Origin of the sequence: Veillonella parvula (genome assembly GCF_040097785.1) — a bacterium.
Lineage (GTDB): Bacteria > Bacillota > Negativicutes > Veillonellales > Veillonellaceae > Veillonella > Veillonella parvula_D.
Window position 1 is genome coordinate 343,485 of the sequence record NZ_JBBNNS010000002.1, and the last position, 25,961, is coordinate 369,445.

Genomic DNA, 25,961 nt, shown 5'->3' on the forward strand with positions numbered 1-25,961 from the left:
CAGAAAACCTAATAAATATATCGATAGCATATCATAGTGGACAAATATTGAAAAGGACATCTATTATTAGATGTCCTAAACTATTGATTATGCTATTATATTTTTGAGGGCGTAGAAAGGTCTATTTATGACTAACAATAAGTCAAAAAAAATTTTCATCGAAGAAAGCACTAATATAAATAAATTAATAGAGACTAGAGGCGGTAATCTTCAAAATATAAATAAACCGCCAATAAGTGCAGCAGATGAACTATCTAACTATATAAATAAATTACCTAAAAAGAAAAAATAATTACTCATCTTGGGTTACTGGTATTCTGACATCGTATTCTTTAATCATAATACCTAGTCTTCCATCATAGTAAATATGCTTATACGGAATTTTCCCTAATCGTTCTTCTAATTCAATAAACTGATCCTCACAGGGTTCAATTCCTAATTCCTTATATTTTTCTACACAGTTATTTAAACGCCCTCTACATATAAGCTTGTCATCTTTATAAAGTTCGATATAATGACGATATTTCCTATCATTAAAATATGTATCAAATATACTTTGATTTAGCGTGACCGCAGTTTTCTGCGAACCTCTAGCTTTATTTATCCAATATGTATACCACTCATTCAAGCGATACGTGATTAAACCTAGTATAGTAGCTACTATTAAAACTAATCCAATATACTTGGCAATAAATTCTAAATTATTTGCATATACTTGTACATCAGTAGCTTGTAGAGTTGAGTAATTAAAACAAAGCCCATGAATAGATACAAGCATAATAGATGCTGCAACAATTGAAATAATTCCACTAAACATCAAGCAATATAATGTTTCCTCGAACGTGCTTAAATCATCACGTACGTCATTTGTATGTTTATAGATTTTTCTAGCAATATAACCTGGAACAATAAGTAATAAAATAGCTAACTGATTTTCCATAGTCTCACCTCTTTATTCCACTATATCATGATTATCTTTATTTCGCATCAGAGAACATTTAGTATTCTGTAATATATAAAAAACTGTATCACATTTGATCTGCACCCATTTTCTTGGACAGATATAATTAAGCTACTTTTTGGGAATGAGTTCGGTATTCTACCGAACTCATTCCTTTTAATTGTATGCCTATTCGGCATACAAAAAACGCCCCCATTACACACTGCATGCACAATGGGGGCAAATTATTTTATTCTTTTGGGGGCAAAATGGTGGCAAAATTGTGTTATAGTTCGTTACAATTCGTTATAATTTCAATTCTATAATACTATTATAAACCTTTATTCTTACTATGTTTGTTATAGTTCGTCACGATTTGTTATAATCTGTGATTGTTATATTTATTGGTGGCGGAGAGGGTGGGATTCGAACCCACGGCCCCTTGCGGAGTCACTGGTTTTCAAGACCAGCTCCTTAAACCACTCGGACACCTCTCCATAACGGTACTATTATATCAAATTGGTCTAATAATAAGCAACAACGTAATACGTAAATAAGCAATAATATAATACATAAGCAAGCAAAAAAGCTGACTTACAGCCAGCTTTTTCATTTGTATTTAACATTTAGTATTGCCCTAATCTATTAGTTATTTGTCATATATATTAGAATAGGTCTTTTTTCCACATGCCGATGATAGCAATGATAGAACACACCACGGAAATACCTACTACTTCGTAGAATCCATTCGGATCATCCTGGAACGGCAACGCCACATTCGTTCCCCACAGACTGAATATGATTGTGGGCACTGCCAAAGTAATCGTAAGGGCCGCCAACATTTTCATCACCATATTAAGGTTATTTGAGATAATCGATGTAAAGGCGTTCATCATATTCATCAAGATATTAGAATACATTTCAACCATCTCGATGGCCTGTTTATTCTCGATGATAACGTCTTCCAAAAGATCCTCATCCTCTTCATACATTTTAAGCAAATGTCTATAAGTGCTGTGACCACGCAAGCGCAATAGGCGTTCCATAACAGTTCCATTCGTACGCAACGCAGAGGTAAAGTATGTCATGGATTTCTGTAATTCCAATAGTTGGAAGAAGTCTTTATTCTTCGTCGTATGACGCAACTGAACTTCAATATCGTCGGTACGGCGGTTAATTTGTTGTAAGTAACGCAAGAACAACGTCGCTGTACGGTACAAGATTTGGAACAAGAATCGTGTCTTTTTATACGTATAGAACGTAGACAGTTGGTTTGAAATGAACGGATACAACACCTCGGACTCTTCAAGACATACGGTAATAAAAAAGTCAGGCGTCAAAAAGATACCAAGTGGCACCGTATCGTACATATCATTACCACGAATCGCAGGAATGTTGATAACCACAAAAATATAGTTGTCCTCTAACTCCACGTGAGAACGTTCTTCCATATCGAGGGCGGTCTTTAAAACGTCCGTTGGAATTTCCGTCAAAATGTTGATGAGGGACAACTCATCGGGGTCTGGGTTCACCAAATTTACCCAAGAACCTTTTGTGGCATCTGATACAGTGCAGTCTGAAACCAACTCTTCTTCTATGTGTTTGTACACCGTGATCATGCTATCCCTCCTTCCAACGAACATATAGTAATCATCTAATAAATTATATACTATTTTATAGCTATTATTCAATTCAATTGTGAAAGTTTTGTTTATGTAGTATATACATAAACCACTTTATGTCTATTAACAATGCACAATTGTATATGTTAAAAGCATCTCAAAACATCCTTTTATCAAATCTACCAAAAAATCTAGCGAGCACATAGATTAATAAAGCTGCTAAACTAAAAAATCCACCAAAAGATTAAACCACTAAAACTTACAGTGAGTAAGTATGCAAACAAATAATCAGCAATATATCATTAGGTTAAATCTTATAAAAATAACCTCTATACTAGCTTATCGCTAATATAGAGGTTATTTGTTTTATCCTACTCTGTCAAATCAGAATCATGTCATTTGTTATATTTCTGCATTAATCTATAAGATTACTTTCACCAAATTAACGGCGCAAGATACGAACAGAGTTCAAGATACAAAGGATGGATACGCCAGTATCACCAAATACTGCCCACCACATGGATGCATAGCCCATGAGGCCAAGCGCCATGATAAGGATTTTTACAGCAATAGCGAATACTACGTTTTGCCATGCTACACGCAATGTCGCTTTGGACAAGTCAAGGATATGTGCAATAGCAGTCAAGGACGGACGCATAAACACAACGTCTGCCGCTTCGATAGCCGCATCAGCACCGCTACCCATCGCACCACCTACATCAGCACCAGCAAGTACTGGAGCATCGTTGATACCGTCCCCTACGAACATAGTTGGACCATATTCAGAGCGAATATCTTGTACTACGGACAATTTATCTTGAGGCAACAACTGAGCACGTACAGCACTTACGCCAGTTTCTTTAGCGATGTAATTTGCACTTGCTTCAGCATCACCTGTAAGCATAACAGTTTTAATATCTTGACCATTAAGATTAGCAATCGCTTCAGCAGAGTCTGGGCGAGCTTCATCGGCGATGATGATACGACCTAAGTATGTATTACCTTCTGCCACAAGAACTTCTGTGCCATATTCAGCAGCCTCTGTTGGATAGCCTTGCACATTATAGCGTTCCATAAGGCGACGGTTACCAATAAGTACTTGTTGACCATCTGCCATACCTACCATACCTTCACCAGCTAACTCTTGAACGAAATCAGAAGGTTCCACTGTAAGGCCTTGATCTTTTGCTTCAGACACGATGCTTGTTGCGATTGGATGTGTAGAAACGGCTTCGATAGCTGCCGCCATGGATAACAATTGACTGGAACTTACATGAGAGCCTACAGTTTCTACGCTGTGAACTTTGAACTCACCAGATGTGATAGTACCAGTTTTATCAAGAGCTACTGCTTTCACATTAGCCAACGCCTCGATAACTCGACCACCTTTTAATAAGATACCGTGTTTAGACGCATTGCCGATACCGGAGAAGAATGCAAGTGGCACGCTAAGCACCAATGCACATGGGCAAGAAATAACGAGGAATGTTAAGGCTGTGTAGATCCATTTATGCCATTCACCTGTAATAAGGGATGGGATAATAGCAACAGCAAGAGCAAGGAATACAACGATTGGAGTGTACACGCGAGCAAAACGCGTAATGAAGCGGTCGATTTTAGGTTTAGAAGATGCTGCATTTTCAACGGCATCAAGGATTTTAGTAACCATGGATTCTTCAAGAACCTTATCTACACGCATTGTAATGCGACCAGATTCGTTGATACAACCAGACATAAGTTGAGTGCCAGGTACGGCGCGAACAGGAACAGGCTCACCTGTTACAGGTGCTGTATTAACGCGTGTTTCACCTTCAAGCACTGTGCCGTCTAGAGGAATTAAATCGCCAGGACGAACTTCGATAGTCCAGCCTACTTCAACCTTTTCAGGAGCCATAACTACGATTTCACCACCGCAGTCTGTATCTACAACGCGCACCTCTTGTGGACGCATATCAACAGCATTCATAATTTCTGTACGACTACGATCAGTAGCTTTTTCTTCGAAGAACTCACCGATACGGTAGAACAAGATAACGCCTACGGCTTCAGGCAATGCATCGATAGCAATAGCGCCCAATGTAGCGATAGACATCAAGAAGTTCTCGTCGAACACTTGGCCTTTTAAGATATTGCGACCTGCGATACGCAATACTGGGAATGCAAGAAGAATATACGCAACATAGTAAATTGGAGTCTCAATACTCTCTGGCAAGCTGATGGATGGGATAAAGGATGACAAAACATCATAAATCATGAATAACAAGCCTGCTACGATGACTGCAATTGTTACAGCATCACCACCACGATCCTGGTCAGGACCATGATCATCCATAGCCGCTTTAGATTTACGTTCATAATCTGCTACTGTAACGCCCTCTTCGATGGCATCACAAATGTCTTGAATGTCACGTTTAAGAGCTTCACGGTCTTCCCAAGAGCCGGTTAATTTTAATTGATGTGTAGCAAGTGTGAAATTTGCAGTCTCTACCACATCCATTTTACAGATACGATCTTCAATTTTTGCTGCGCAGTTCGGACAGTTCAAATTCTTCAACAACAATGTTTCTTCCATGATATCTCCTTTGATAATAGTGAACGCTTCTATCCTGTATTGTAAGTTAATAGGTAATATTTTTCTAATACTTATTAGACATATCTTGTTTCATATCTTGTTATATATGTTCCTAAACATTATTCATCAGATATTTTTATTTATATGAATATCTGTGCATATGTTTATATTACATCAAAGGAGATTAAATGTCAATACAAAATCATATTCAATATATATCAAATTTTATTTACTTTAGTTCTAACTATATTCACCTTATATCAAATTTCGTTCTACCAGGAATTTATGTGCTACATCAGCTGGCAATTGATGTTCCGTTTCAACGGCATAATTCATCTTTGCCATCTCTTGATCTGTAATCGTATGATTTAAACTTTCTAATACAGGCCGCAGTTCAGGATGAGCAATCAACACTTCGCTACGTACGACATTACCAGCCATATAGGATGGATATAAATGTTTATCATCTTGTAACACCGTAATCGGTGCAATACTTAATTGACCATCAGTCGTGAATATCGGCATTGCATCCACCTCACCACGACTAATAGCCGTATATTTTAGCCCTATATCCATATCTTTAGTAGCTTTAAAGTTCATGCCATACACACGTTGTAATCCAGCATAGCCATCCTCACGGCCAAAGAAATCATATTCCCCTCCTAAGGTTAGGGATGGTGCTATACGAGCAAGATCGGAATATGTTTTTACGCCATAACTCTGAGCGATTTCATTACGCACCCCTATGCCATAGGTATTATTAAAGCCATACATGCCGACCCACTCAAAATTATATTCCTCTTTGTAGGCCTGTGAAAGCTCATTAAATAGGCTTTCATCATACGCATCCGTACGTTTCAGCACAGCAGACCAAGCCGTACCAGTATATTCAGGATATATATCAAATTGGCCGGAAAGCATAGCTGGTTGAATATTTGATGTACCACCGCCTACACCTTCTGTAACCTCTACGGTTAAATCAGTCTTCTTCTCGATTAATTCTTTTAAAACATTCCCCAAAATAAGCTGTTCCGTCATAGGTTTCGTTGCAATATGAATAACATCGGTCTTCACATGACGGCAATACATAGCCCAGCCACCTATACCCATTGCAATTAGCGTCATAATCGAAACAAATATAATCGTATAACGCTTCATATGAGGGCTAATACGCGTTACTCTTTCACCTAGAGAAAAGAGCGCATCAACAGTAATGGCTAATAGTGCAATCAGTAGACTACCGGCAATCGTCAAAGCACTTTGATTCGTTGTAATGCCCCTATAAATCGCCACACCTAAACCACCAGCACCAATAAAGGATGCAATACCTGTCAAGGCAATGGTCATAACGAGCATAGTCCGTATACCAGCCATAATCGTCGGCATAGCCAAAGGAATCTCTATATTCCACAAACGTTGAATCCGCGTGAGCCCTAATGCAATCCCCGCTTCACACATGGCTTGATCAATCTGGTTAAGACCAGTAAATGTATTTCGTACCATCGGTAATAAAGCATATATAACCAATGCAATGATAGCCGTCGTATTACCAACACCTGATACGTACAACAAAAGGCCTAACATCGATATAGATGGAATTGTATATAGGAAATTAACCACTACCATAACTGGCGCAGCTAGCCGTTTATATTCGTATATAAACACACCCAATAATCCACCGATGATGATCGCAACAACAGAAGCTAATACTGAAATTTCTATATGCTCCCATAATAGCTGGAGGAAAAAATCATAGCGATTTATAAGTAATGATATGACATCATGCATTACATACACCGCCTTTCTAAGTCAAAAAACACGAAAAATTATATAGGTATATTAGAGTCAACAAAACTCAAGAAATCTTTATAAAGCTATATTTACCCATGATACTATTGTATACCTAATTATTTCTTAACTCTAGTCTATTTACCATACACAGTAAAAGCCATCATTTATATTTATATATCATACAAGTTCAGCTCTTTAATATATCTGAAAGGAATAACAGTTCCTTGTACAGATAGAATTTGTAATTGCTCACTAATCATATCAACAGCTCCTATAAGTTCCGTATATTTTCGTTTGTTGTAGTAAACGATTCGTACCCACTCCCCACAACGTACAGATTGTAAAACTGTATTTAACTCGTCTATTTGATCCTCTGATAACTCTGCCCGATTTTCTTTTGGCTTTGCTACAGCGGCTAATAACGCTTCAAATCCCCTCAATGCCGCAAAGGGCATAAATTGTTTTGCTCGCTGTAACCGAGACATGCGATGTTTCATTAATTTATACCTCCCCTTACGCGACTAATGTATTTCCAATGTATCCATTATAATATCTATTCCCCATTATGACCGCCTACCAAGGTATTTCTAAAGCGCATGGTTCCTTCCTCTTGTAAGCTCGATGCACGCAAAATAGAATTCTTACCAAACTGTTTCTTAATGGATAGCATAGCCTCTTGTACCTGTCGCTCTTTTTCCTCTTCATTTGTAGTAAGAGTGCTAAATAGGTCCACCTCTTGAGGTATGGCGGATCGATTGACTAAATCCTCAAAGCTGATTCCTATGCGACGGATGAGCTCATTTTTACGGCAATGCTGCTCGTATAATTTAATAACTGCCGCCGTTAACACCTGCAAAGAGTCAGTGTACTGCTTAAGCTTTTTAGAACCTCCTGTAGAGCGCATCATTTCATCAGCATAGCCGATATGAACGTGAATATGGTTCGTAACCCCTTTGATTTGTAAAAGCTCTAATACCAAGGACTCTACCATTTCGCGCATAGGCACGTATGCCTCTTCATAGGTATAATTACGCAACAAAATCTGACTGTGCGAGATAGAGTGCTTAATAGGTCGATACGCATGGATATCCGCAATCGTACAAGGCTCACGGCCCCAAGCATGGTCAATGATGAGCTCTGCATTAATGCCAAACTCCTTGTACAACTTCGTCTCTGGAATCATAGTAATACCATGTAAGTCATAAGCACCATACTTATGCAAACGATTAGCTATGCCCTTACCAATCTGCCATATATCGGTCAAAGGCTGATGATACCAGATTGTCTCTTTAAAAAGGCTTTCATCAAGATAGCCTATAAAATCAGACGCATGTTTCGCCAAAATATCAAGGGCAATCTTAGCAAGAAACAAATTTGTTCCGATTCCAACGGTGGCATAAATCTTCGTTGCCACTAGCACCGCATCAAGCAACATCTGCGCCAACTGACGAGGCGTCTTTTTATATAGTGGTAAATAGGGCGTAATATCGATGAAATACTCGTCGATAGAGTACACATGCACATCTTCGGGCGCCACATACTTGAGCAAGGTTCCATAAATCTCAGCAGACACCTGCATATACCGCTTCATATGTGGCTTCACCGTCAAATACTCAATATACGGTGGAATCTGAAATAATCGGCTGCGATTTTTAACACCTAACTTTTTTAAGGCAGGAGAAATAGCCAACGTAATAGCCCCCTTGCCACGAGAACCATCGGCCACCACCAGAGGCGTCATAAACGGATCCAGTCCTAAATCGGCGCATTCTACAGACGCGTAAAAACACTTCAAATCAATACACATATACAGCCGATCCGTATCAGCTGAACCCATACAAACACCTCCCTAAACCGCTAAACAAGTAGCTTTTACAAAAATTAAGAACACAAGAATTTGTATGACTAGTATAACAAAAAAACAAAGTATTTTCAAACATATGTTTGTTTTTATAGAGGTAATTTTATAGAAAAATAAAAAGCACCTAACACTAGATATATAATCTAATGTTAGATGCCTATATGTTTAACAAACTATTAAAGATAGCTAATTTATTTCTATCAAAACAAACTTAATAACACTAATCCCCCTAATACAATTGAAACAGCGCCATACTCAATAGTTATCGTCACATTACCTATACTTACTTCTCCATTTTTTGCAAGCACACCTGTCGGACTAAATTGAACCATAGGTCCACTGGTTGGTGCAAAAGGAATATAAAACTCTACACTCTCAGCAGTATGAGTTTCACCATTCAAAATATACTTAATATCATAACCATAAATATATCTATCCGCACCAATCACTCTAAATGGTATTTCCTTTGTAACTCGTGGAAGTATAGACACAATCGTTACTGGAGTTCCATTGCGACGTAATAAAAAACGTTTGATAATTAAATACAACCCACTAATTATTAACCCAAGAGCCACACAAAAGAAGTAAAACACAAAAAACTCAGTACCTCTAACCATCATACGCTCCTCTCCCAACAATACAACGAAAACTATCTAGTGCCACTATATTGATGGGACACCTTCATAACTACAGTGATAAAAAGAAAGGACTATACTTATGCAGCGACATCAGGTCACGAGGAGCAAAGAAGTATAGTCCTTTCTTTTTAATCAAAATGTAGCTATGTTATGGGGCCCCATCAATATAGTCCCCCCACGATAGCTTTCATTATTGTTCCGGCCCTAGGTCTCGGAATTCTACATCTCTAAATTGTGTTAATTCTCCAACGAATTGGAGTTCTACGGTACCGACGGAGCCATTACGGTGTTTACGAATGAGGACTTCTGCATTGTCCCCTTTTTCAGAGTTTTCATCGTAATATTTATCGCGGTACAAGAAGATAACGATATCCGCATCTTGTTCGAGGGAACCAGATTCACGAAGGTCCGAAAGTACAGGCCGTTTATCTGGTCTGCTTTCAACACTACGAGATAACTGAGACAAAGCGATAACTGGTACGTTAAATTCACGAGCAATCAATTTAAGATTACGAGAGATTTCGGATACCTCTTGTTGACGGTTCTCGCTGCCCTTACCAGCATTGCGACCTTGCATCAACTGAATATAATCGACGATAACGAGGTCGAGGCCATGTTCCACCTTGAGACGGCGCAATTTAGAGCGCATATCTTGTACGGTAAGGCCCGGCGTATCATCGATAAAGAGTTTAGATTTACTCATGCGATCCGCCGCAGCAATCACCTTTTCCCAGTCAGCAGGATCCATGTTCGCACGGCGCAATTTTTCAGAGCTCACACCTGCCACGGAGGACAAAATACGACCAACGAGCTGTTCCTTGCCCATTTCCAGCGAAAAGAACGCCACCGTCTTGTCGTACAACATCGTTACGTTTTGAGCGATGTTCAAGGTGAAAGCTGTTTTCCCCATCGCAGGACGAGCTGCTACGAGGATGAGGTCAGATTTTTGTAAGCCGTTAAAAATATGGTCTACATCTTTAAAGCCTGTTGGCACGCCTGTAATAGCACCATCATGCTGTTGCAGTGCATTGAGTTTATCTAGATTAGATAAAACCACTTCACCAATGGCTGCAAAGGATGATTCAGACTGAGTTTGACCGCTTACGTCTAGCACCATTTGCTCTGCCTTATTAAGGATTGCCGTAGGCTCATCTTCGCCAGCATACGTCATGCCTACGATTTTATTCCCTGCATCGATGAGGCGGCGCAACTGAGCTTTCTCGCTGATGATTTTCGCATGTTCCTCAACATTGTAGGACACCGATTCATTGGCAAGAGATGTAATATAAGCAAGACCACCTACCGCATCGAGGCGCTTACGACGGTCTAGTTCTTCACCAACGGTGATAAAATCAGCCGTCTTATTGGCATGCACGATTTCTAAAATAGCATCGTAAATAATACGATGTGCATCGCGGTAAAAATCTTCAGATTTAAGAATACTCGTCACCGTATCTACAACGGCTCCCATATTGGATCCATTAGTTAATAAAGCCCCCAAAACGGCCTTTTCCGCATCTAGATTATGCGGTGGAATGCGTACATCCATGATAATCCCCTTCACACAACCACTATGGATAAAAGAATTCACCATACTCAAAGAGCATGGTGAATACTATTATTCGGCTACTACATTAACCTTGATAGTACTTGTAATTTCAGGATGAACACGAACTAATACGTCATGTACGCCCAATGTTTTCAATGGTTCTTTGATTTCGATTTTCTTTTTATCGATATCTACTTTGTATTGAGCTTTAGCAGCATCGGAAATATCTTTTGCAGTAACGGAACCGAATACGCGACCTTCTTCACCCATGCGAACTTTTACAGTTACTTCAACCTTAGTCAATTGAGCTGCCAAGATTTTAGCTTCGTCATTCGCTACAACCTTGTGGTGAGCAATGGAGTCTTGTTTTTGTTTCGCATTGTTTACATTAGTCGTTGTACCTTCAAGACCAAGACCTTTTTTAATCAATACATTACGACCATATGCATCGCTAACTTCAACGATTTCGCCTTTTTTACCAACTTTCTTAACGTCTTCTAACAATACTACTTTCATTGTTGTTCCTCCTCTTGTTCTGCGGAATGAAGCGCCTCAAGAGCATGCTCCAAGATGGCCTGCTTCGCTTCCTCTACGGTCATACCTTGTAATTGAGCACCCGCCACAGTTCTGTGACCGCCACCACCCAAGGCTTCCATTACAACTTGTACGTTTACCTTGCCTTTGGATCGAGCGCTGACGCCGATACCACCCTCATTCAAGGAATATAGTACAAAGGCTGCTTCAATATCTTCATTACTGATGAGCATATCCGCACTTTGTGCAGCCAACGCCATCATATCCTTCAAACCTTCAGGAGCTACGGAAATAGCGATCCCTTCAGTACGACTTGCTTCAAATACCATTTTAGCACGCAATTGGATAGAATCGAAGGTTTCAATAAACAATTGTTTAACTCTGTCGATATCCGCCCCTGCACGACGCAAAAATGCTGCAGCCTCAAAGGTGCGTGCACCAGTTTGTTGAACAAAGTTCTTTGTATCTAGCACGATACCTGCATAAATACCTGTGGCTTCCGCTTTTGAAAGTTTCACAGGAACGCCTGCATATTGTACAAGCTCTGTTACGAGCTCAGATGTGGACGATGCAGATGGTTCCAAATAGGTGAGCAATGGATTCTCTACAAAGTCCGCTGCACGACGATGATGGTCGATAACGATGCGTCGTTCAGAAATTTCAAGCGCCTCTTGAGCCGCCACCATTTCCTGACGATGCGTATCACACACGACAGTGAGCGTATTCGCATCTACCCATACTCTTGCAGCTTCTGCAGTAATAATATTCTCTTTCCAGAACTCTGACTCGTTAAGAACATTCACCATTTTATCGATGGCGCTAGTTTCTTTTGAAAGCGCAATGCGCACGTCTTTACCAAGTGCTCGAGCAATGGCAGCTACACCGATAATGCCACCTAAGGCATCATAGTCTTCGCGCTGATGCCCCATGATAAGGATCTTATCAGAATCAATCATAAGCTCATGGATCGCTTGAGATACAACACGAGCACGAACGCGCGTATTTTTCTCAACGCCTGCCGTATTACCACCAAAGAAGCGCGTACTTTCACCATCCATAATACACACTTGGTCACCACCGCGACCTAATGCAATATCTAAGGCTGCACGAGCACGACCAGATACATCTTTCACAGAACCTATATTTTCACTAATACCAATGGAAATCGTAGCTGGTACTTGACGAGGAGATGGTACTTTACGGATTCGTTCGAGCACTTTAAAACCATCTTCCTCCATCTCATGAAGCGCACCACGAGAAATGGCAAAGGTATACATATCGTCTTGGAAATTACGAATAAAGCCTTCATTACCGTCGATTTCGTCTACAATAATATTGTTAATATCAGTCCAAATATTTGTGTAATCGCGATCACTGAGGCCTTTAGTCAATTCTTCAAGATTATCGATTTGGATCATGCCCCATACAGGCTGGCCCTCTTCCGCTTTGATACGGGCTTTTTCTAAGTCTGTAATGTCCTTGAAGTACAATGCCATCACTGCATGTTCCGCAAGTTCATCTTCACTATCAATATCTGATCGCGTATCCCGAGGATCGATAAATTTATAAATAATTTGGAAGTATCGATTTTCATATTTTTCCGTCATATATCCGGACTTACCCCAAATTTTATCGATACGGAAACCAGGTAACAACGCAGACATTTTTTGGAGCTTATTCCAGTCCACCCTAACCCAGTCAGCAAAAACACTATTATTCCACACCAATGTACCTTGTTTATTAACAAGAACAATCCCCATTGGCAAATTTTGTAAAGCAAAGTTAGAAGCTTGTGTGACGTTTTTCATCATCGCACTAAACTGTTCTCTTGCTAAACGACGCCGGTTATGAAGGGTATTATAATTAACCAAATACGCCGCTACTACAATGATTAATGCTAAAATTGCAATAGCCCAATTTAAATAGGCCAACAATAATAGCAATAATACGAGAACGGCAACAATGGTAATTTCTAAACCTTTCCATCTCCGTTGAAAGGATTTCATAACGGCCTCCTTTCTATTACTATTGACGCGCTTTGTAACGTGTCCGTAAATCTAAAAACATATCTATAACACCAAATATCGCTAGTGCTTGTCCAAAGAAGAAGGCATATACACCAAGTAATATCCACTTCAATTTATTACTCATGCGATAACTACTCATTAAATCTGCTAAAGCAGCAAAGCCATGAACAGAACACATAGAACTACCAAGAAGAACTAAATTATTACTAATAGTTGTAATCCATGAAGACTCCATATTAATATGTGGAGCGCCATAAATCCCAATGATACCAAGTGCATATAAACCAGCACTCCAAATAGGCATCTTCCATTCTTCAATCGGTAAAAATCGAGGTATGGAAATATGTAATCGCTTGCCTAACCATATAGATATCTGAATTGTTACATAACTATATGCTACTGCGGCTATTGCCACAGCTACAAAAAACATATCCTTCAAAGAAGCAGTAAGCTTATTCATTCTTTCTAAGAATAAATCCGCTTGCTCTTGTGTCATATTAGGATTTGTTTGTAACGCCTGTTCTGCTAATGTACGAGCTTGTTCAGTTATTTGAGTATCTATCATTGATAAGTCAATACCAGATATATATACTTGTGAAATTAGGCTAACTAATACAGCAATAAACATGGCAATACTAGGAAGTAGTAACCGTTTAATCGTTCCCAACGAAAGACGATTGCCTTCTCCAACCCCTACGCCTACAACAGAAAATAACCCTACGGCCAATCCATTCCATGGTCCGAATAACACTACTGACAAAAATGTAGTAATAACGGCTGCCGATATACTATACTTGCGGCCCCATTTTGTTCCAATTATTCCAATCGCTGCAGGCGTAACCAAAAATGCTAAAAAAGCGAAACCAGGCACATATACACTGATAGCACCTAGCATAACACCTATAGCACTAACAAACGCAGTTTCTACCATCGCTCTTGTATTTGTTTTATTCATAAATCACCATTCTTACATAAGAAGATATATTAATTGGTATCTTTTAATTATAACAGTTTAAAAGGGTAACTTCAAATACCCCATATAGTAGACAATTGCGATAGTGGTGCTATTTATAGTACTGGCAATACATATAAATAACGAAAAATAGGGAGCCACCTAAAGTAGCTCCTCATCTCATATTACCATATGTAATTGACGCATCATTTCAAATACATTCACATATGAAACATCAAAATGCTCACATATATCCGGTATTTTGACTTTCGTAGTGCTTGGTCCCGCTAAGGTTTTGTGGGTTACAACCACACCTCTGCGGACACTCGCATAAGCTATAAGCCAAGGATCCGCTTTAGCCAAAAAGCGATGTTTTTCTGCATCCTTATATTGTTGATTTGACATCACATATTCAGCGATATCTACATATGAATTTTGTATCTCATCATCATTTGTCGCTTCAGTAAATGTCAAATAATGAGTGTTAAACCAAGTAGATAACTCATCATTACCGCTCATAATTTCATTTTTAATGTGATCAATAGTTAAAATATTACCTCTACTGCGAGATATCAACTCATTCCAGAACGATGGAACAATATCAAACCCATAATAGCGGTTCTTTGCATCTATAAAGGTATTACTATCAAGAACATACATAGTTTTTTCTCCTAAAAACTATACTCATTCACATATTTTGTAAAAGTACTACCACGTAAGCCTAACAACTCATACGCATCTCGATACGCCAATTCACCTGCTCGAGCAGCTTTGACAACAGTACGACTAAAACTTTCACCCAACCGAGCGTGAGCAGTGACATAAAAATCCCCACCACCTCTTGTCTCTCGTTCAGGTAAGCTTTGTAATCGCTGATTAAAACGTTCCACTAGTCTATGATATTGAATTCGAGTAATATATCCATGCTCTAATGCTATACGATAGATAACATATTCACTCACCTTAAAACGCTTAGCTACGGTCTCATAATCCTCCAAATGTTCATTCCACACTGGAATAAATCGAGATTCCGGCACAAGAAATTCACCTGCAAAGCTGTTACAATACGGCTCAGAAGAGCTATCAGTAACGCCTTCCTCACCTAATAATATATGACAAAACTCATGAATAATCGTAAACAGCCTCCCATGATTCGAATCAGCTCCATTGATAAAAATAACAGGTGCATAAGAATCAATTAATGTAAACCCTCTAAACTCATCGACAGATAATTTACGTCTAGTGTTAGAGCCCACAATACCGTTAACAAATACAGTAACACCGATAGCCTCGATGCGTTCACGTATATATGTAAACGGATCTGCTATACCTATTTGCCAACCAGCCTCTATATTTAATAACGAATAAGCTTGATGCACAAGACTTCTGCTATCCATGTGTTTAGAAAAACCCCCTACATAAGATAACGCATCTATTCCTAAATTAAGCTTTCGATATTGACTCAACCAATCTTGGCGAATCTGCATATCATAAATAGTATCTCTTAACTCAGGACTATATGGCCTATCAGGGATTTCACCATTTAGTCTTCTAAAATCAGTAATCTCTTTATCCGATAACTGTGGAGGATTCTTTAAATAAATATACCCTAACGGTACATTGGAAAAAGTAGCTAATGCCTGTATTTGGCAAATTGTCGGATGCACACTGCCGGCAATCCACTCTCCATACTTTGGAAACCGCTTATAAAAAGCTTCATAACCTTTACCACTATATTTAGGTAACCAGTTTAAAATAGCTCCACTCACCGGAAACCGTCCGGACATACCCTCACCTCCCTTTCCCCTTTATTACTCTTCTACTAAATAATATTCGCTACTTATTATAAAATTCCTACTTTGATTACATTAATTTTACAATCATATACCAATGAAAAACAAGCAGTTGTTAAATAAATATTTTAACAACTGCTTGTCTTAATTATATCTATACGTCTTGAATAATTGGCAAGATCATAGGGCGACGACGAGTTTTATCATAGAAGAATTTACCCAATGCGTCACGTACGTTTTGCTTAATGGTTGTCCAGTCTTTGATGCGTTGCATTTCGCAATCTTCAAGAACTTGTTCTACACGGCGCTCCGCAGCAAGCATGAGTTCTTCTGCGTCACGAACATATACGAAACCACGAGATACGAGGTCTGGACCAGCTACGATAGTACCGGAAGCTTTATCCATCGCCATAACGACGATAACCATACCTTCTTGTGCCAATTGTTGACGGTCACGGATAACGATATTACCTACGTCACCAACACCAAGGCCATCAACGAAGATAGCGCCAGCTTGTACGCGGCCACCTTTGCGACCACCATCTTTATCGAATTCAAAGATTTGACCATTATCACCGATAAGGACTTTCTTAGGATCTACGCCCATGGCCACACCAAGTTCACCATGACGGCGCAACATGCGATACTCACCATGAACTGGGATAAAGTATTCCGGACGAACAAGGTTAAGCATTGTTTTAAGCTCTTCTTGGCTCGCATGACCAGATACGTGAATACCACGGTCTTTACCGTATACCACATTACAACCTAAACGAAGCAAGTTATCGATAGTTCTACCTACAGCACCTTCGTTGCCTGGAATTGGTGTTGCAGAAATGATAACAGTATCATTCGGTGCCAATTCTACAGTGCGATGGTTGCTTGTTGCCATACGGGACAAGCCTGCCATCGGTTCACCTTGAGAACCAGTCGTTAAGATCATGATTTGGTCATCTGTGTAGTTGTGCATTACATCTACGTCGATAATTGTATTTGGTGGAATATTCAAGTATCCGCGCTCTTGGGCAATCTCTGTAACATTGACCATGCTGCGGCCCATAACTACAACCTTACGGTTGAACATAACCGCCGCATCAATAGCTTGTTGGATACGGGATACGTTGGATGCGAATGTTGCCAAAACAACGCGACCTTTTGCTTCTCCAACAGCTTGTTTAATCGCAGGACCTACGGAACTTTCAGAACCGGTAGTACCTGGTTTTTCTACATTTGTAGAGTCCGATAATAGCGCTAATACGCCTTTGTTACCGAGCTCAGCAAATTTGTGCATATCCATCAAACGGCCATCAACAGGAGTTTGGTCAATTTTAAAGTCCCCTGTATGAAGAATTGTTCCGATTGGTGTATTAAAGTATACAGCGCAAGAGTCAGGAATAGAGTGATTTGTTTGGATGAAACCAACAGTCACTTGACCAATTTGAACTTCATCGCCGGCAGCAATCGTACGAAGACATTTTGGAGATACCTTATGTTCTTTAAACTTGCCTTCGATTAATCCACAAACGAGGTTTGTTGCATATACTGGGCAACTAATTTCTTTCATAAGGTACGCCAAAGAACCGATATGATCTTCGTGACCATGAGTAATTACGACAGCTTTCACGCGGTCTTTATTCTCGATAATATAGCTCATATCAGGAATAACGATATCTACACCAAGCATATCTTCACTAGGGAATGCAAGCCCAGAATCAAGAACGATAATTTCGTCCTCGTATTGGAATATGGTCATATTTTTACCAATTTCACCAAGGCCACCTAGTGGGATGATTTGGAATTTGCCCTTGTTGGCGCCATTTGGCGTACGACCGACTAATTCTACTTGTTCCTCTTGATTATTCCAACCTGTAGAACGGTTATTGGAGCGGTTATTATTGCGGTTCTGACCATTTTGGCCATTGCGACCATTATTAGTACGCGCATTACGTGTATTTTCACCACGCGGTGCACGAGTTTGGCGAGTTTTGCGTTCTTGACCTTCACCTTGTTCCGCATTGCGGCGTGTATTTGTACGGCGAGTCGTATTAGTACGACCACTATTCGCACTTGTACGAGTATTTGTAGACCGGCGTTGGCGTGTTGCACCTTCACCAGCTGTTTGTTGGCGCGTACGACCTTCGCCAGCAGGGCGGCGTGTATTTGTACGGCGACGCGTTTGTTTTTGCTCGCCTTCAGTCGCAGCTGTAAGAGTAGCGTCTTTTGCTACTGTCGGTTCTGCTTTCACTTGCGCAGTAACCTGATTATCTGTTGTATTCACAGTTCCTCCTAAAATTTTGTTCATTAATTTATTTAACATAGTTTTTCTCACCTATCACTTGAATTGATCTATGCCACGAGGAAATGTCACACAAAGAAAAAGGCGCTATTATACTAGCGTCTCGTCAAATGGGCGCAAAAATGCGCTATCAAATTTTGCCGTTCCTAGTTTGTGTGCCATTTGCCGCAGCAAATGAGTATAGTGCACTATCAGATGCTTCAACCGCAAGAGACCTCTGTTTTTATCTCAATCCGATACGCAGTGCAATATAGTCCGATCTGTTTTGATGAAAGCCTCACTTTCATACGTTGTGCTAATTATAACATAAAAACAACATAAACAAAAGAGTTCTACGCTTGATTCATTAAAAGTAACATAAAATTTTACTACTACTTAAAAGGGCGGCTCAAATTGAACCGCCCCGAAGCATTTCATTATTTATCATCTGGCATACTTTTATAAAACCCTTCAATATGCCATTCGCCATTTTCTTCGACGAGAGATATGTAGCGTGTCATGTGCGCAGCCTCAACCGCGCCATCTCCGGGTTTAGTGACTTGCAGATCCGCTTCGTAAATGATGCGTTTCATGCCATTTATACGACTGATACGACTCGTGCCTAAGGACCCGACAACCACCTTCGGCGCCGACATCATAGACTCCATCCATTTCTGCTTTTCTACGGGATTCGTCTTAGCCTGATTGGTAACATAGGTGAAAGCCTTATCATAGTTCTTTTCATTGACGGCGTCAAAATAACCGTGAACAACATCCCGTGCAACTTCATCACTGCCTTGACCGACGATGATATTCGTAAACCATCCGCCCGGATCCAGTTCATTTTCCAGTCCTATATAACGAGATGAAACGTTGCATACGCAGATAGCACTCACCAGCAATGTAACGAGAATTCGAGTAGTGAAAGCGCTGCTCGTAGGCGATACTTTCATAATAGAGGCCAACCGTTTGTCGATAGTGATGTTCCTCAACGCCTCACCATATTGATTAGCCTTCGGTTCGCCTTTCTTACACAGTAGAACAAATAGAATTATTGGCCCTATAAAAGGTATTAAAACAAAAAATAGATGTTCACTACTTTTACCGGTATCATGAAGGCGACGGATACATAGAGCCCCCAACGGAATTAGCGAGACTAGACCGATGATTGTCAGTAACATCCATGCCAACAGGATTAAATAAATACCCCTATGAAGCACCGCCGTAAGTCCATAAGCAAGCGCCAGAATTCCAACGATAACTAATAGCCACAACAAAAAGAACCGCAAAAATTCCCCTTTAGACGCGCGGCCATCTGAATTTATAAATTTGCGGCCTACCACATAAAGAAATGTATCCTTGTAACTCAACCGATAATGCGCCAGCGGATAGATAATATCCCCTTCCGGTGCGATTCTCTCAACCTCCACCGCAGTCGTATACTGCCCGCAATGCGGACAGAACATGGCAGCCTCGTCACAATACTGACGGCAGGATTCACAATATCGTTTCATATGTAATACCTTCTATCTCAAAACTCTCTCTATATAGCTTCAGCAAGACCTTCACGGTATAAATTGGCCTATAGCTTTAGCAAAACCTTCACGGTATAAATTAGCCCCACCGTTAGCCGGATGTCTAAGACCGATGGCTGAAAGGCCGAATCGCCCCATCGTGTCTGCCGATTTTTGACCGACAGCGAGCACGAGCGGCTCCGGTCCACCTAATTCGGTGTGCAATGCCAACAGTCTTTTCGTATATTCCCAACCCAGCTGCTGCTCCGACTCGGTCGGCGTCCGATTAGTGAGCGGTTCGCCCGCCTTGTGAGGGTGAAAGGGGAATATATTCCACAGCAACGCATCGTACGGATCAATACCTTGTTCAATGATAGCGCTCCACACCACCGTGTCCGTAGGCTCGTTAAAGCCTTGTTCCTGTTGAGTGCGTTTCAACATTAAACTCGTAGGTGAACTGGTCCGCTGTAACGTAATAGGCGTTATCTGATGTGCCCGAATTGTTTTATGCTTATCCAGCAACATGCGCTCACAGGTAATGGCAATGCCCGAAAAGCGCCCACCTTGATATCCGACAGCCTCCGCCACCACAAAGATCTTGGAGCGTCCCAACCGCGGCAGCAAATACGCCATCAAATTGTTACGACGCACCTGAGCCGCATCAAAATCAGGCCGAACAATTTCGAGGTCAGGATTCACCTCGCCCCATGGATTGTGAACAAGCTCGCCCCTATATTGACCGAGCCAGTCTATAAACTGCTGTACTTTTGCAATCTGATTCGTATCAAACGAAGTCATATATTCATCAAAAGACAGCGTTTTCTCTTCCTCTGATGTAAATAAGGACATAGGCTCTCCCCCAATTTATACTACCGAACCATATAATAAATAATGCTGTATATCATGATTATCAATGCTTTATATACTGTATTTATACACTAAAGCCCATAATAATACAATCCATATATTACGATATCCAATCATAATATGTGATAATATATCTGATAATCACGCACTACATAAAATGTATGCCGTTACTATATTATAATAGCATCCATTTCTGAAAATTTGATGCGAAATTAATATTCAAAATATCCACATGCAACAAAATATAAAAAACTGTAATTTTAAAGCGACTTTAGATTCTCTACCATCAAAACGACAGGCCTCATGTAACAGCCCTGATGGTAATGAACGATCCTACTATCTTTGAAACTACAGTTTTTGTTGGACTTCTGTTGCTACTAATATATACAATCTCACATTTATATATAAAACTCGATTTTGTCTTCTTTGGCAAGTTGGAATTGTTCAAATATGTGATTTCGAATATTGACGAAGGATGCGGAGGTCCTGTCCGTCCTATCGATGAGATTGACGGGGATGATCGTTTGCACCCGTCCCGGATTGGCGGCAAGCACTACGACGCGATCCGCAAGTACCACCGCCTCTTCTATGTCATGCGTAACGAATACCACCGTTTTACCCTCTTCACGGCAGATGCGGGAGATTTCGTCCTGTAAATTAATGCGTGTCAACGCGTCGAGGGCCCCTAGCGGCTCGTCCATGAAGATAATATCCGGATCGACCGCCAGCGCCCGCGCAATGGAAACACGTTGCTGCATCCCGCCGGACAACTCCGCCGGATAGCGGTTCCGAGCATGATCGAGCCCCACCATTTTCACGTATTTATCGATAATGGTAGGTCGCTCTTCCTTTGGTACATTCTTACTTTCAAGACCCAGTTCAATATTGCTTTCCACCGTTCGCCACGGTAACAGTCCGTAATTCTGAAAAACCGTTACATACCGCAATTGGGGTGCTTTCACCTCTGCGCCATCAATGGTAATAGAACCCGAGGTAACGAGCTCAAAGCCTGCCATAGCATTTAAAAGCGTACTTTTACCGGACCCGGAAGGACCTAAGAGACAAATAAATTCACCTCGTTCAATGTCCAGATTAATATTTTCAAGGATGGTGAGCGGTTCTCCATCTTTCATAAATTCCTTGTGTGCATTGCGCACCGAAATGTAACCCATGCGTCCACCTCCTATTTCTCAATGCCCCAACGTCTATAAATCCATTTTTCGATGAGGGACACGCCCCAATCGAGCAAAAGTCCTACAAAGCCAATCGTCAAAATCGCCACCATCAGAAGATCGTTACGCAAATTGTTCCGCATATCGATGATGAGGAATCCAAGACCCGTCTGAGAGCCTACCATTTCCCCCGTCACCAGGAAAATCCACGCCGTACCGAGCGCGATGTGAAGTCCCGATGCGATGCCGGGAAACACGGCGGGCAATACAATTTTAAATAACAATTCCGGCTGCTTGATACCAAAATTTCGAGCCACCTTGATGTATACGGGATCGATATTTTGAATCGCCGACACCGTGGACAATAGAACCGGGAAAAACGCCGCAATAAAGATGATAACAATGGCAGGCGCTTGACCGATACCGAAGAACAGAACGATAAACGGCAACCATGCTACCGGCGAAATAGGACGAATCACCTGAACGATAGGATTAATATAGTTCCAAATGCCCTTATACCAGCCTAAAATAAGGCCTAAGAACACACCGGCTACGACGGAAATGATATAGCCGATGAAAAAGCGCACCAAACTATCCGCAATATCCTTGAACAATACGCCGTCCCCGATAAGTTCTCCGAACCCGAGCAGCACCTTGTACGGCGTTGGCAACAAGGCCTCGTTAAATCCGCCGATGCGAACAACTAGCTCCCAAATCAGCCAGACCGCGATGAACGCCCCCGGCACATATGTGTATTTCTTCATGGTCTACCCCCTATGGCAATAGCGATGTATCTACAAACTCTGAATAACTCGGCACCTTTTTAATCAAATCGACATGGGTCATGTGATGCACGAGCGCATTATAACGATCCTCGGTGAGGGCCAAATCTCCAAACCCAATTACTTGCAAGGAACGCTCGATAACAGGATCCTTAAATTTCATATATTTCAAGGCAATCTCCTTTTGCGCCTCCGGATGCTCATCTAAATATGTACCTGCATCGAGATAGGCTTTTGTGAAAGCCTTCGCCAAGTCGTGATGTTCATCGACGAATTGACCGTTGAATACGAGGGCACAGCAGATATTGTCATGCCATAAGTGATCAGGGTCTTCAAAGACCTTCCCGGCGCCCATTTCTATGGCAAGAGAACCGAAAGGCTCAGCCACGCTATACCCAGCGATTTGACCGACCGACAATGCGGACGGCATTTCAGGAGGACTCATCTCCACTATCTGTACATCCTTCTCACTAAGGCCTGCCCGTTCAAGCATGAGGTCTACAAGGATTTTTTGAGTTGATTGCTTATGAGGGATAGCAAAGGATTTGCCTTTCAAATCCTGTACAGAGTTAATGTCGTTATTTACAACGATAATGTTGCCTTCCGTATGGCCTAATGCCGCTGCGCGCACATCAATTCCCTGTTCACGAGCCTTTACTCCGAGTTCAACGAGAACGGCTGCAGCATCTACTTTACCGGTATTGAGCGCATCCATGAGTTCCGGCCAGGAACCATATTTAACAAGCTCTACATGGACTGGACCATCTGCTGTCTCCAGTTCCTTCGTAGCAAATACGGGTAGCGCATGAGTAATCGGCAAATACGCTACGCGTACAGTTTTTAATTCTTGGGCGGTCTTTGGTTTACTGTGTTCATGATAACCATACGCCAACCCACTTACTATCAACAGCACGATAGCAATGATTAGATACCAAGTTTTCTTCATAATGTCCCCTCTTTCTACCTCACAACAAGGGGCGTTTCTGACTCATGTCACTTTTCGCATTTTTCTATACCTTAGATGAAATCAGGCTTTAGAACACCTCGTCTTCTAAACTTAATATAACCTACTATATCAATATGTATTAATTATGTCAATAAATCATATTAATATTGTAGGTATTATTATTTATGTACGAAAAATGTCAATATAGACAAGATCCTATTCATTTAAATAAGCATTTTAATATAAAAGGCAAATAAATAGATAGTATATATAGGATCAACACCAGTAAACTTTCAGATAACATAAAACCGCAAGATTTTAATTAACCAAAAACAGCAAACAACTAATTAACGAAAAGTGGTAAGGTGCTAATTAACAAAAAAACAGATAGTATTCGTTGTGATATGTACCCCCTTTACTAGACAACCAGTAAAGGGGATACATATCATTGGATACTACCTGTTTTTAATGTTTATTAAGTTTTCACAATTATTTGAATAGAGTCTTTTTATTTAATACGTAAACTTCAGATGTACCTGCTTCACTAGACTCAGATACATGTGGATAAATGGAGGACTGATGGAAATGCTTAATTTCCCCTTTTGGAACGATTAACATAAGTGGCTTACCAGATTCGATAATCTTGTTAAATTCCTCTTCACTTACTTGTTCCATAAGATATTTTTTCTGCCATTCAGCGCTACGTTTTTTTAATTTATCTCGATCATCCCAGCGACTTTCATCACCATTAATCTTGATAACCTTATGACCCGTATAATACACAACAGCCGTACTATAGCCGTTATAGTAATAGACATCCCCTTCATAGGAATCCACTACTGGAACAACATCAATATTACTACGTTGCTTAACGAATGGCTCTAAACCTTCCATAACAACTATAGAAGATATAACCATCGTACCAAGGACAATAATTGTAACTAAACGATATCCTCTTTTCGTATACCATGTATAGAACATAGCCAATATTGCCATAGCAACCACGACATAGAGCAAACAATAAAAACCCCATGGTGCGAAGAAAGAACCTGCTACATAAGCAATCCACAAAAGCAACGTCGGCCCCATAATAATCCATTTTAAGGCTCTAGATTTGCCTTTGCGAATAAGTTTCATAACGCCCAAAGCACCGATAGCACTAAATGGGACTAAGCTAACAAAGGTATATAGAGGGTATTTTGTTGCCATCAAGGTGTAGAATAGCACAATTCCAACACCCCAAGTCATATTATAGATAAACCCTGTATGACGTTGTTTAAAACCATCGATTATACCGTAAATAACAGCACCCGTCCACGGCATAGAAGCACCAAGGAAGATAGCGAGATAATACCACCACACATTATCTTCTGGATGCTCCGATTGAGTAGCGCGAGTCACATTGTGAAGCCCTAAGAAGCCATTGATAAAGTCTTGACCATGAACACTGTACATGTACACATACCACGGCAAACAAACTACACAAAAAGCTAAAATGCCACGCCAATCGAAGATGGCTTTCACCATAGACCAAGAACGATTAATACCTGCAAAAACAAGTAGAATCATACCAGGCAACACAATGGCTACCGGACCTTTAGTGAGTACGCCTAACGCTGCGAATACATAGGCTACAATCATGGCATACGGTTTCTGTTCTACCAGTCCCTTGTAGGAGTAAATCATGACCATCAATGTCGTATAAAGGAGCACCATATCTGTAATAACGCCATGAGCTACGGTCCAGAACATGAGAGATGTGCCTAGAACGGATGCCCCAATGAGACCAAGCGCCCACTTACCGCTCATGGTACGCGTAGATTGATACATGGTCGCCACCGACAAAGCACCGAAAATAGCACTCGGTAAGCGCACCACCCAATCAGCAATTCCAAAGACTTTAAAGCCAAGAGCAATGAGCCAATAAATCATGATTGGTTTATCGTACCAATAAGTACCATAAATCTGCGGAGATAGCCAATCACCAGAAAGAACCATTTCCTTTGCCGTTAACGCATAATTAGATTCAACGGGATCTGTAACAGGCAACATATTATTGCCAAACATATAAAACACTAGCCACACAATAAATACGACTGGTGTTAATCGAGAGAATTTCATAAGGG

Annotated in this window: 21 protein-coding genes and 1 tRNA gene; 1 reads left to right on the plus strand and 21 read right to left on the minus strand. The window is 40.6% G+C overall.

What is annotated here, in order from left to right:
- Window positions 1–127 precede the first annotated feature (127 nt).
- Window positions 128–292 carry a hypothetical protein gene (locus AAA071_RS05620; protein WP_287550552.1) on the plus strand — a complete coding sequence of 55 codons (165 nt, stop codon included), beginning with the start codon at window positions 128–130 and terminating at the stop codon, window positions 290–292.
- Here AAA071_RS05620 and AAA071_RS05625 read toward each other — a convergent pair whose 3' ends face one another.
- The 21 genes from AAA071_RS05625 to AAA071_RS05725 all read right to left on the minus strand — a co-directional run bounded on the left by AAA071_RS05625 (window position 293) and on the right by AAA071_RS05725 (window position 25,956).
- Window positions 293–940, minus strand: coding sequence for a DUF6338 family protein (locus AAA071_RS05625; protein WP_287550551.1), 648 nt, complete (start codon window positions 938–940; stop codon window positions 293–295).
- A gap of 408 nt (window positions 941–1,348) precedes the next feature.
- Window positions 1,349–1,437 (minus strand) — tRNA-Ser (locus AAA071_RS05630).
- Between the two features lie 168 nt (window positions 1,438–1,605).
- Window positions 1,606–2,559, minus strand: coding sequence for a magnesium transporter CorA family protein (locus AAA071_RS05635; protein WP_004694714.1), 954 nt, complete (start codon window positions 2,557–2,559; stop codon window positions 1,606–1,608).
- 445 nt (window positions 2,560–3,004) lie between these two features.
- Window positions 3,005–5,134 carry a heavy metal translocating P-type ATPase gene (locus AAA071_RS05640; protein ID WP_287550550.1) on the minus strand — a complete coding sequence of 710 codons (2,130 nt, stop codon included), beginning with the start codon at window positions 5,132–5,134 and terminating at the stop codon, window positions 3,005–3,007.
- Between the two features lie 255 nt (window positions 5,135–5,389).
- Entirely contained in the window at window positions 5,390–6,922 is a 1,533-nt protein-coding gene (locus AAA071_RS05645; RefSeq protein WP_287550549.1) for an ABC transporter permease/substrate-binding protein, read from the minus strand.
- Between the two features lie 173 nt (window positions 6,923–7,095).
- On the minus strand, window positions 7,096–7,422 hold the full coding sequence (locus tag AAA071_RS05650) for a YolD-like family protein (RefSeq protein ID WP_004694706.1): 327 nt from the start codon (window positions 7,420–7,422) through the stop codon (window positions 7,096–7,098).
- Window positions 7,423–7,478: 56 nt separating this feature from the next.
- On the minus strand, window positions 7,479–8,762 hold the full coding sequence (locus tag AAA071_RS05655; protein WP_004694705.1) for a Y-family DNA polymerase: 1,284 nt from the start codon (window positions 8,760–8,762) through the stop codon (window positions 7,479–7,481).
- Between the two features lie 224 nt (window positions 8,763–8,986).
- Window positions 8,987–9,406 carry a hypothetical protein gene (locus tag AAA071_RS05660; protein WP_287550548.1) on the minus strand — a complete coding sequence of 140 codons (420 nt, stop codon included), beginning with the start codon at window positions 9,404–9,406 and terminating at the stop codon, window positions 8,987–8,989.
- A gap of 208 nt (window positions 9,407–9,614) precedes the next feature.
- Entirely contained in the window at window positions 9,615–10,973 is a 1,359-nt protein-coding gene (gene dnaB, locus AAA071_RS05665; protein WP_004694701.1) for a replicative DNA helicase, read from the minus strand.
- Window positions 10,974–11,042: 69 nt separating this feature from the next.
- Window positions 11,043–11,489, minus strand: a complete 447-nt coding sequence (rplI, locus tag AAA071_RS05670) for a 50S ribosomal protein L9 (protein WP_009352526.1) — start codon at window positions 11,487–11,489, stop codon at window positions 11,043–11,045.
- Complete coding sequence (locus AAA071_RS05675) at window positions 11,486–13,513, minus strand: DHH family phosphoesterase (RefSeq protein ID WP_349234069.1); 2,028 nt, start codon at window positions 13,511–13,513, stop codon at window positions 11,486–11,488. The genes rplI and AAA071_RS05675 overlap by 4 nt, the downstream gene beginning before the upstream one ends.
- Window positions 13,514–13,532: 19 nt before the next feature.
- Window positions 13,533–14,489, minus strand: coding sequence for a DUF2232 domain-containing protein (locus AAA071_RS05680; protein ID WP_021148697.1), 957 nt, complete (start codon window positions 14,487–14,489; stop codon window positions 13,533–13,535).
- A gap of 177 nt (window positions 14,490–14,666) precedes the next feature.
- Window positions 14,667–15,146 (minus strand): DUF4411 family protein, encoded by a 480-nt coding sequence (locus tag AAA071_RS05685; protein WP_349234070.1) that lies wholly within the window; start codon window positions 15,144–15,146, stop codon window positions 14,667–14,669.
- 11 nt (window positions 15,147–15,157) lie between these two features.
- The gene (locus AAA071_RS05690; protein ID WP_156697312.1) at window positions 15,158–16,273 is read right to left on the minus strand and encodes an ImmA/IrrE family metallo-endopeptidase; all 1,116 of its coding nucleotides are present in this window, start codon (window positions 16,271–16,273) and stop codon (window positions 15,158–15,160) included.
- 160 nt (window positions 16,274–16,433) lie between these two features.
- Complete coding sequence (locus tag AAA071_RS05695) at window positions 16,434–18,596, minus strand: ribonuclease J (protein ID WP_316581570.1); 2,163 nt, start codon at window positions 18,594–18,596, stop codon at window positions 16,434–16,436.
- A gap of 395 nt (window positions 18,597–18,991) precedes the next feature.
- Entirely contained in the window at window positions 18,992–20,068 is a 1,077-nt protein-coding gene (locus AAA071_RS05700; protein ID WP_349234071.1) for a DUF805 domain-containing protein, read from the minus strand.
- Between the two features lie 51 nt (window positions 20,069–20,119).
- Window positions 20,120–20,917, minus strand: a complete 798-nt coding sequence (locus tag AAA071_RS05705; RefSeq protein ID WP_349234072.1) for a uracil-DNA glycosylase — start codon at window positions 20,915–20,917, stop codon at window positions 20,120–20,122.
- 416 nt (window positions 20,918–21,333) lie between these two features.
- Window positions 21,334–22,107, minus strand: a complete 774-nt coding sequence (locus AAA071_RS05710) for an ABC transporter ATP-binding protein (RefSeq protein WP_349234073.1) — start codon at window positions 22,105–22,107, stop codon at window positions 21,334–21,336.
- A gap of 11 nt (window positions 22,108–22,118) precedes the next feature.
- On the minus strand, window positions 22,119–22,871 hold the full coding sequence (locus AAA071_RS05715) for an ABC transporter permease (protein ID WP_038125664.1): 753 nt from the start codon (window positions 22,869–22,871) through the stop codon (window positions 22,119–22,121).
- Window positions 22,872–22,881: 10 nt separating this feature from the next.
- Window positions 22,882–23,835, minus strand: coding sequence for an ABC transporter substrate-binding protein (locus tag AAA071_RS05720; protein ID WP_349234074.1), 954 nt, complete (start codon window positions 23,833–23,835; stop codon window positions 22,882–22,884).
- Window positions 23,836–24,324: 489 nt separating this feature from the next.
- On the minus strand, window positions 24,325–25,956 hold the full coding sequence (locus AAA071_RS05725) for an ArnT family glycosyltransferase (RefSeq protein WP_316581572.1): 1,632 nt from the start codon (window positions 25,954–25,956) through the stop codon (window positions 24,325–24,327).
- Window positions 25,957–25,961: the final 5 nt, after the last annotated feature.

Excerpts from the sequence above, each read along its gene's own strand:
- AAA071_RS05620 (WP_287550552.1), top strand. The coding sequence starts at position 128 with ATGACTAACAATAAGTCAAAAAAAATTTTCATCGAAGAAAGCACTAAT.
- AAA071_RS05625 (WP_287550551.1), bottom strand. The coding sequence starts at position 940 with ATGGAAAATCAGTTAGCTATTTTATTACTTATTGTTCCAGGTTATATT.
- AAA071_RS05635 (WP_004694714.1), bottom strand. The coding sequence starts at position 2,559 with ATGATCACGGTGTACAAACACATAGAAGAAGAGTTGGTTTCAGACTGC.
- AAA071_RS05640 (WP_287550550.1), bottom strand. The coding sequence starts at position 5,134 with ATGGAAGAAACATTGTTGTTGAAGAATTTGAACTGTCCGAACTGCGCA.
- AAA071_RS05645 (WP_287550549.1), bottom strand. The coding sequence starts at position 6,922 with ATGCATGATGTCATATCATTACTTATAAATCGCTATGATTTTTTCCTC.
- AAA071_RS05650 (WP_004694706.1), bottom strand. The coding sequence starts at position 7,422 with ATGAAACATCGCATGTCTCGGTTACAGCGAGCAAAACAATTTATGCCC.
- AAA071_RS05655 (WP_004694705.1), bottom strand. The coding sequence starts at position 8,762 with ATGGGTTCAGCTGATACGGATCGGCTGTATATGTGTATTGATTTGAAG.
- AAA071_RS05660 (WP_287550548.1), bottom strand. The coding sequence starts at position 9,406 with ATGATGGTTAGAGGTACTGAGTTTTTTGTGTTTTACTTCTTTTGTGTG.
- dnaB (WP_004694701.1), bottom strand. The coding sequence starts at position 10,973 with ATGGATGTACGCATTCCACCGCATAATCTAGATGCGGAAAAGGCCGTT.
- rplI (WP_009352526.1), bottom strand. The coding sequence starts at position 11,489 with ATGAAAGTAGTATTGTTAGAAGACGTTAAGAAAGTTGGTAAAAAAGGC.
- AAA071_RS05675 (WP_349234069.1), bottom strand. The coding sequence starts at position 13,513 with ATGAAATCCTTTCAACGGAGATGGAAAGGTTTAGAAATTACCATTGTT.
- AAA071_RS05680 (WP_021148697.1), bottom strand. The coding sequence starts at position 14,489 with ATGAATAAAACAAATACAAGAGCGATGGTAGAAACTGCGTTTGTTAGT.
- AAA071_RS05685 (WP_349234070.1), bottom strand. The coding sequence starts at position 15,146 with ATGTATGTTCTTGATAGTAATACCTTTATAGATGCAAAGAACCGCTAT.
- AAA071_RS05690 (WP_156697312.1), bottom strand. The coding sequence starts at position 16,273 with ATGTCCGGACGGTTTCCGGTGAGTGGAGCTATTTTAAACTGGTTACCT.
- AAA071_RS05695 (WP_316581570.1), bottom strand. The coding sequence starts at position 18,596 with ATGTTAAATAAATTAATGAACAAAATTTTAGGAGGAACTGTGAATACA.
- AAA071_RS05700 (WP_349234071.1), bottom strand. The coding sequence starts at position 20,068 with ATGAAACGATATTGTGAATCCTGCCGTCAGTATTGTGACGAGGCTGCC.
- AAA071_RS05705 (WP_349234072.1), bottom strand. The coding sequence starts at position 20,917 with ATGTCCTTATTTACATCAGAGGAAGAGAAAACGCTGTCTTTTGATGAA.
- AAA071_RS05710 (WP_349234073.1), bottom strand. The coding sequence starts at position 22,107 with ATGGGTTACATTTCGGTGCGCAATGCACACAAGGAATTTATGAAAGAT.
- AAA071_RS05715 (WP_038125664.1), bottom strand. The coding sequence starts at position 22,871 with ATGAAGAAATACACATATGTGCCGGGGGCGTTCATCGCGGTCTGGCTG.
- AAA071_RS05720 (WP_349234074.1), bottom strand. The coding sequence starts at position 23,835 with ATGAAGAAAACTTGGTATCTAATCATTGCTATCGTGCTGTTGATAGTA.
- AAA071_RS05725 (WP_316581572.1), bottom strand. The coding sequence starts at position 25,956 with ATGAAATTCTCTCGATTAACACCAGTCGTATTTATTGTGTGGCTAGTG.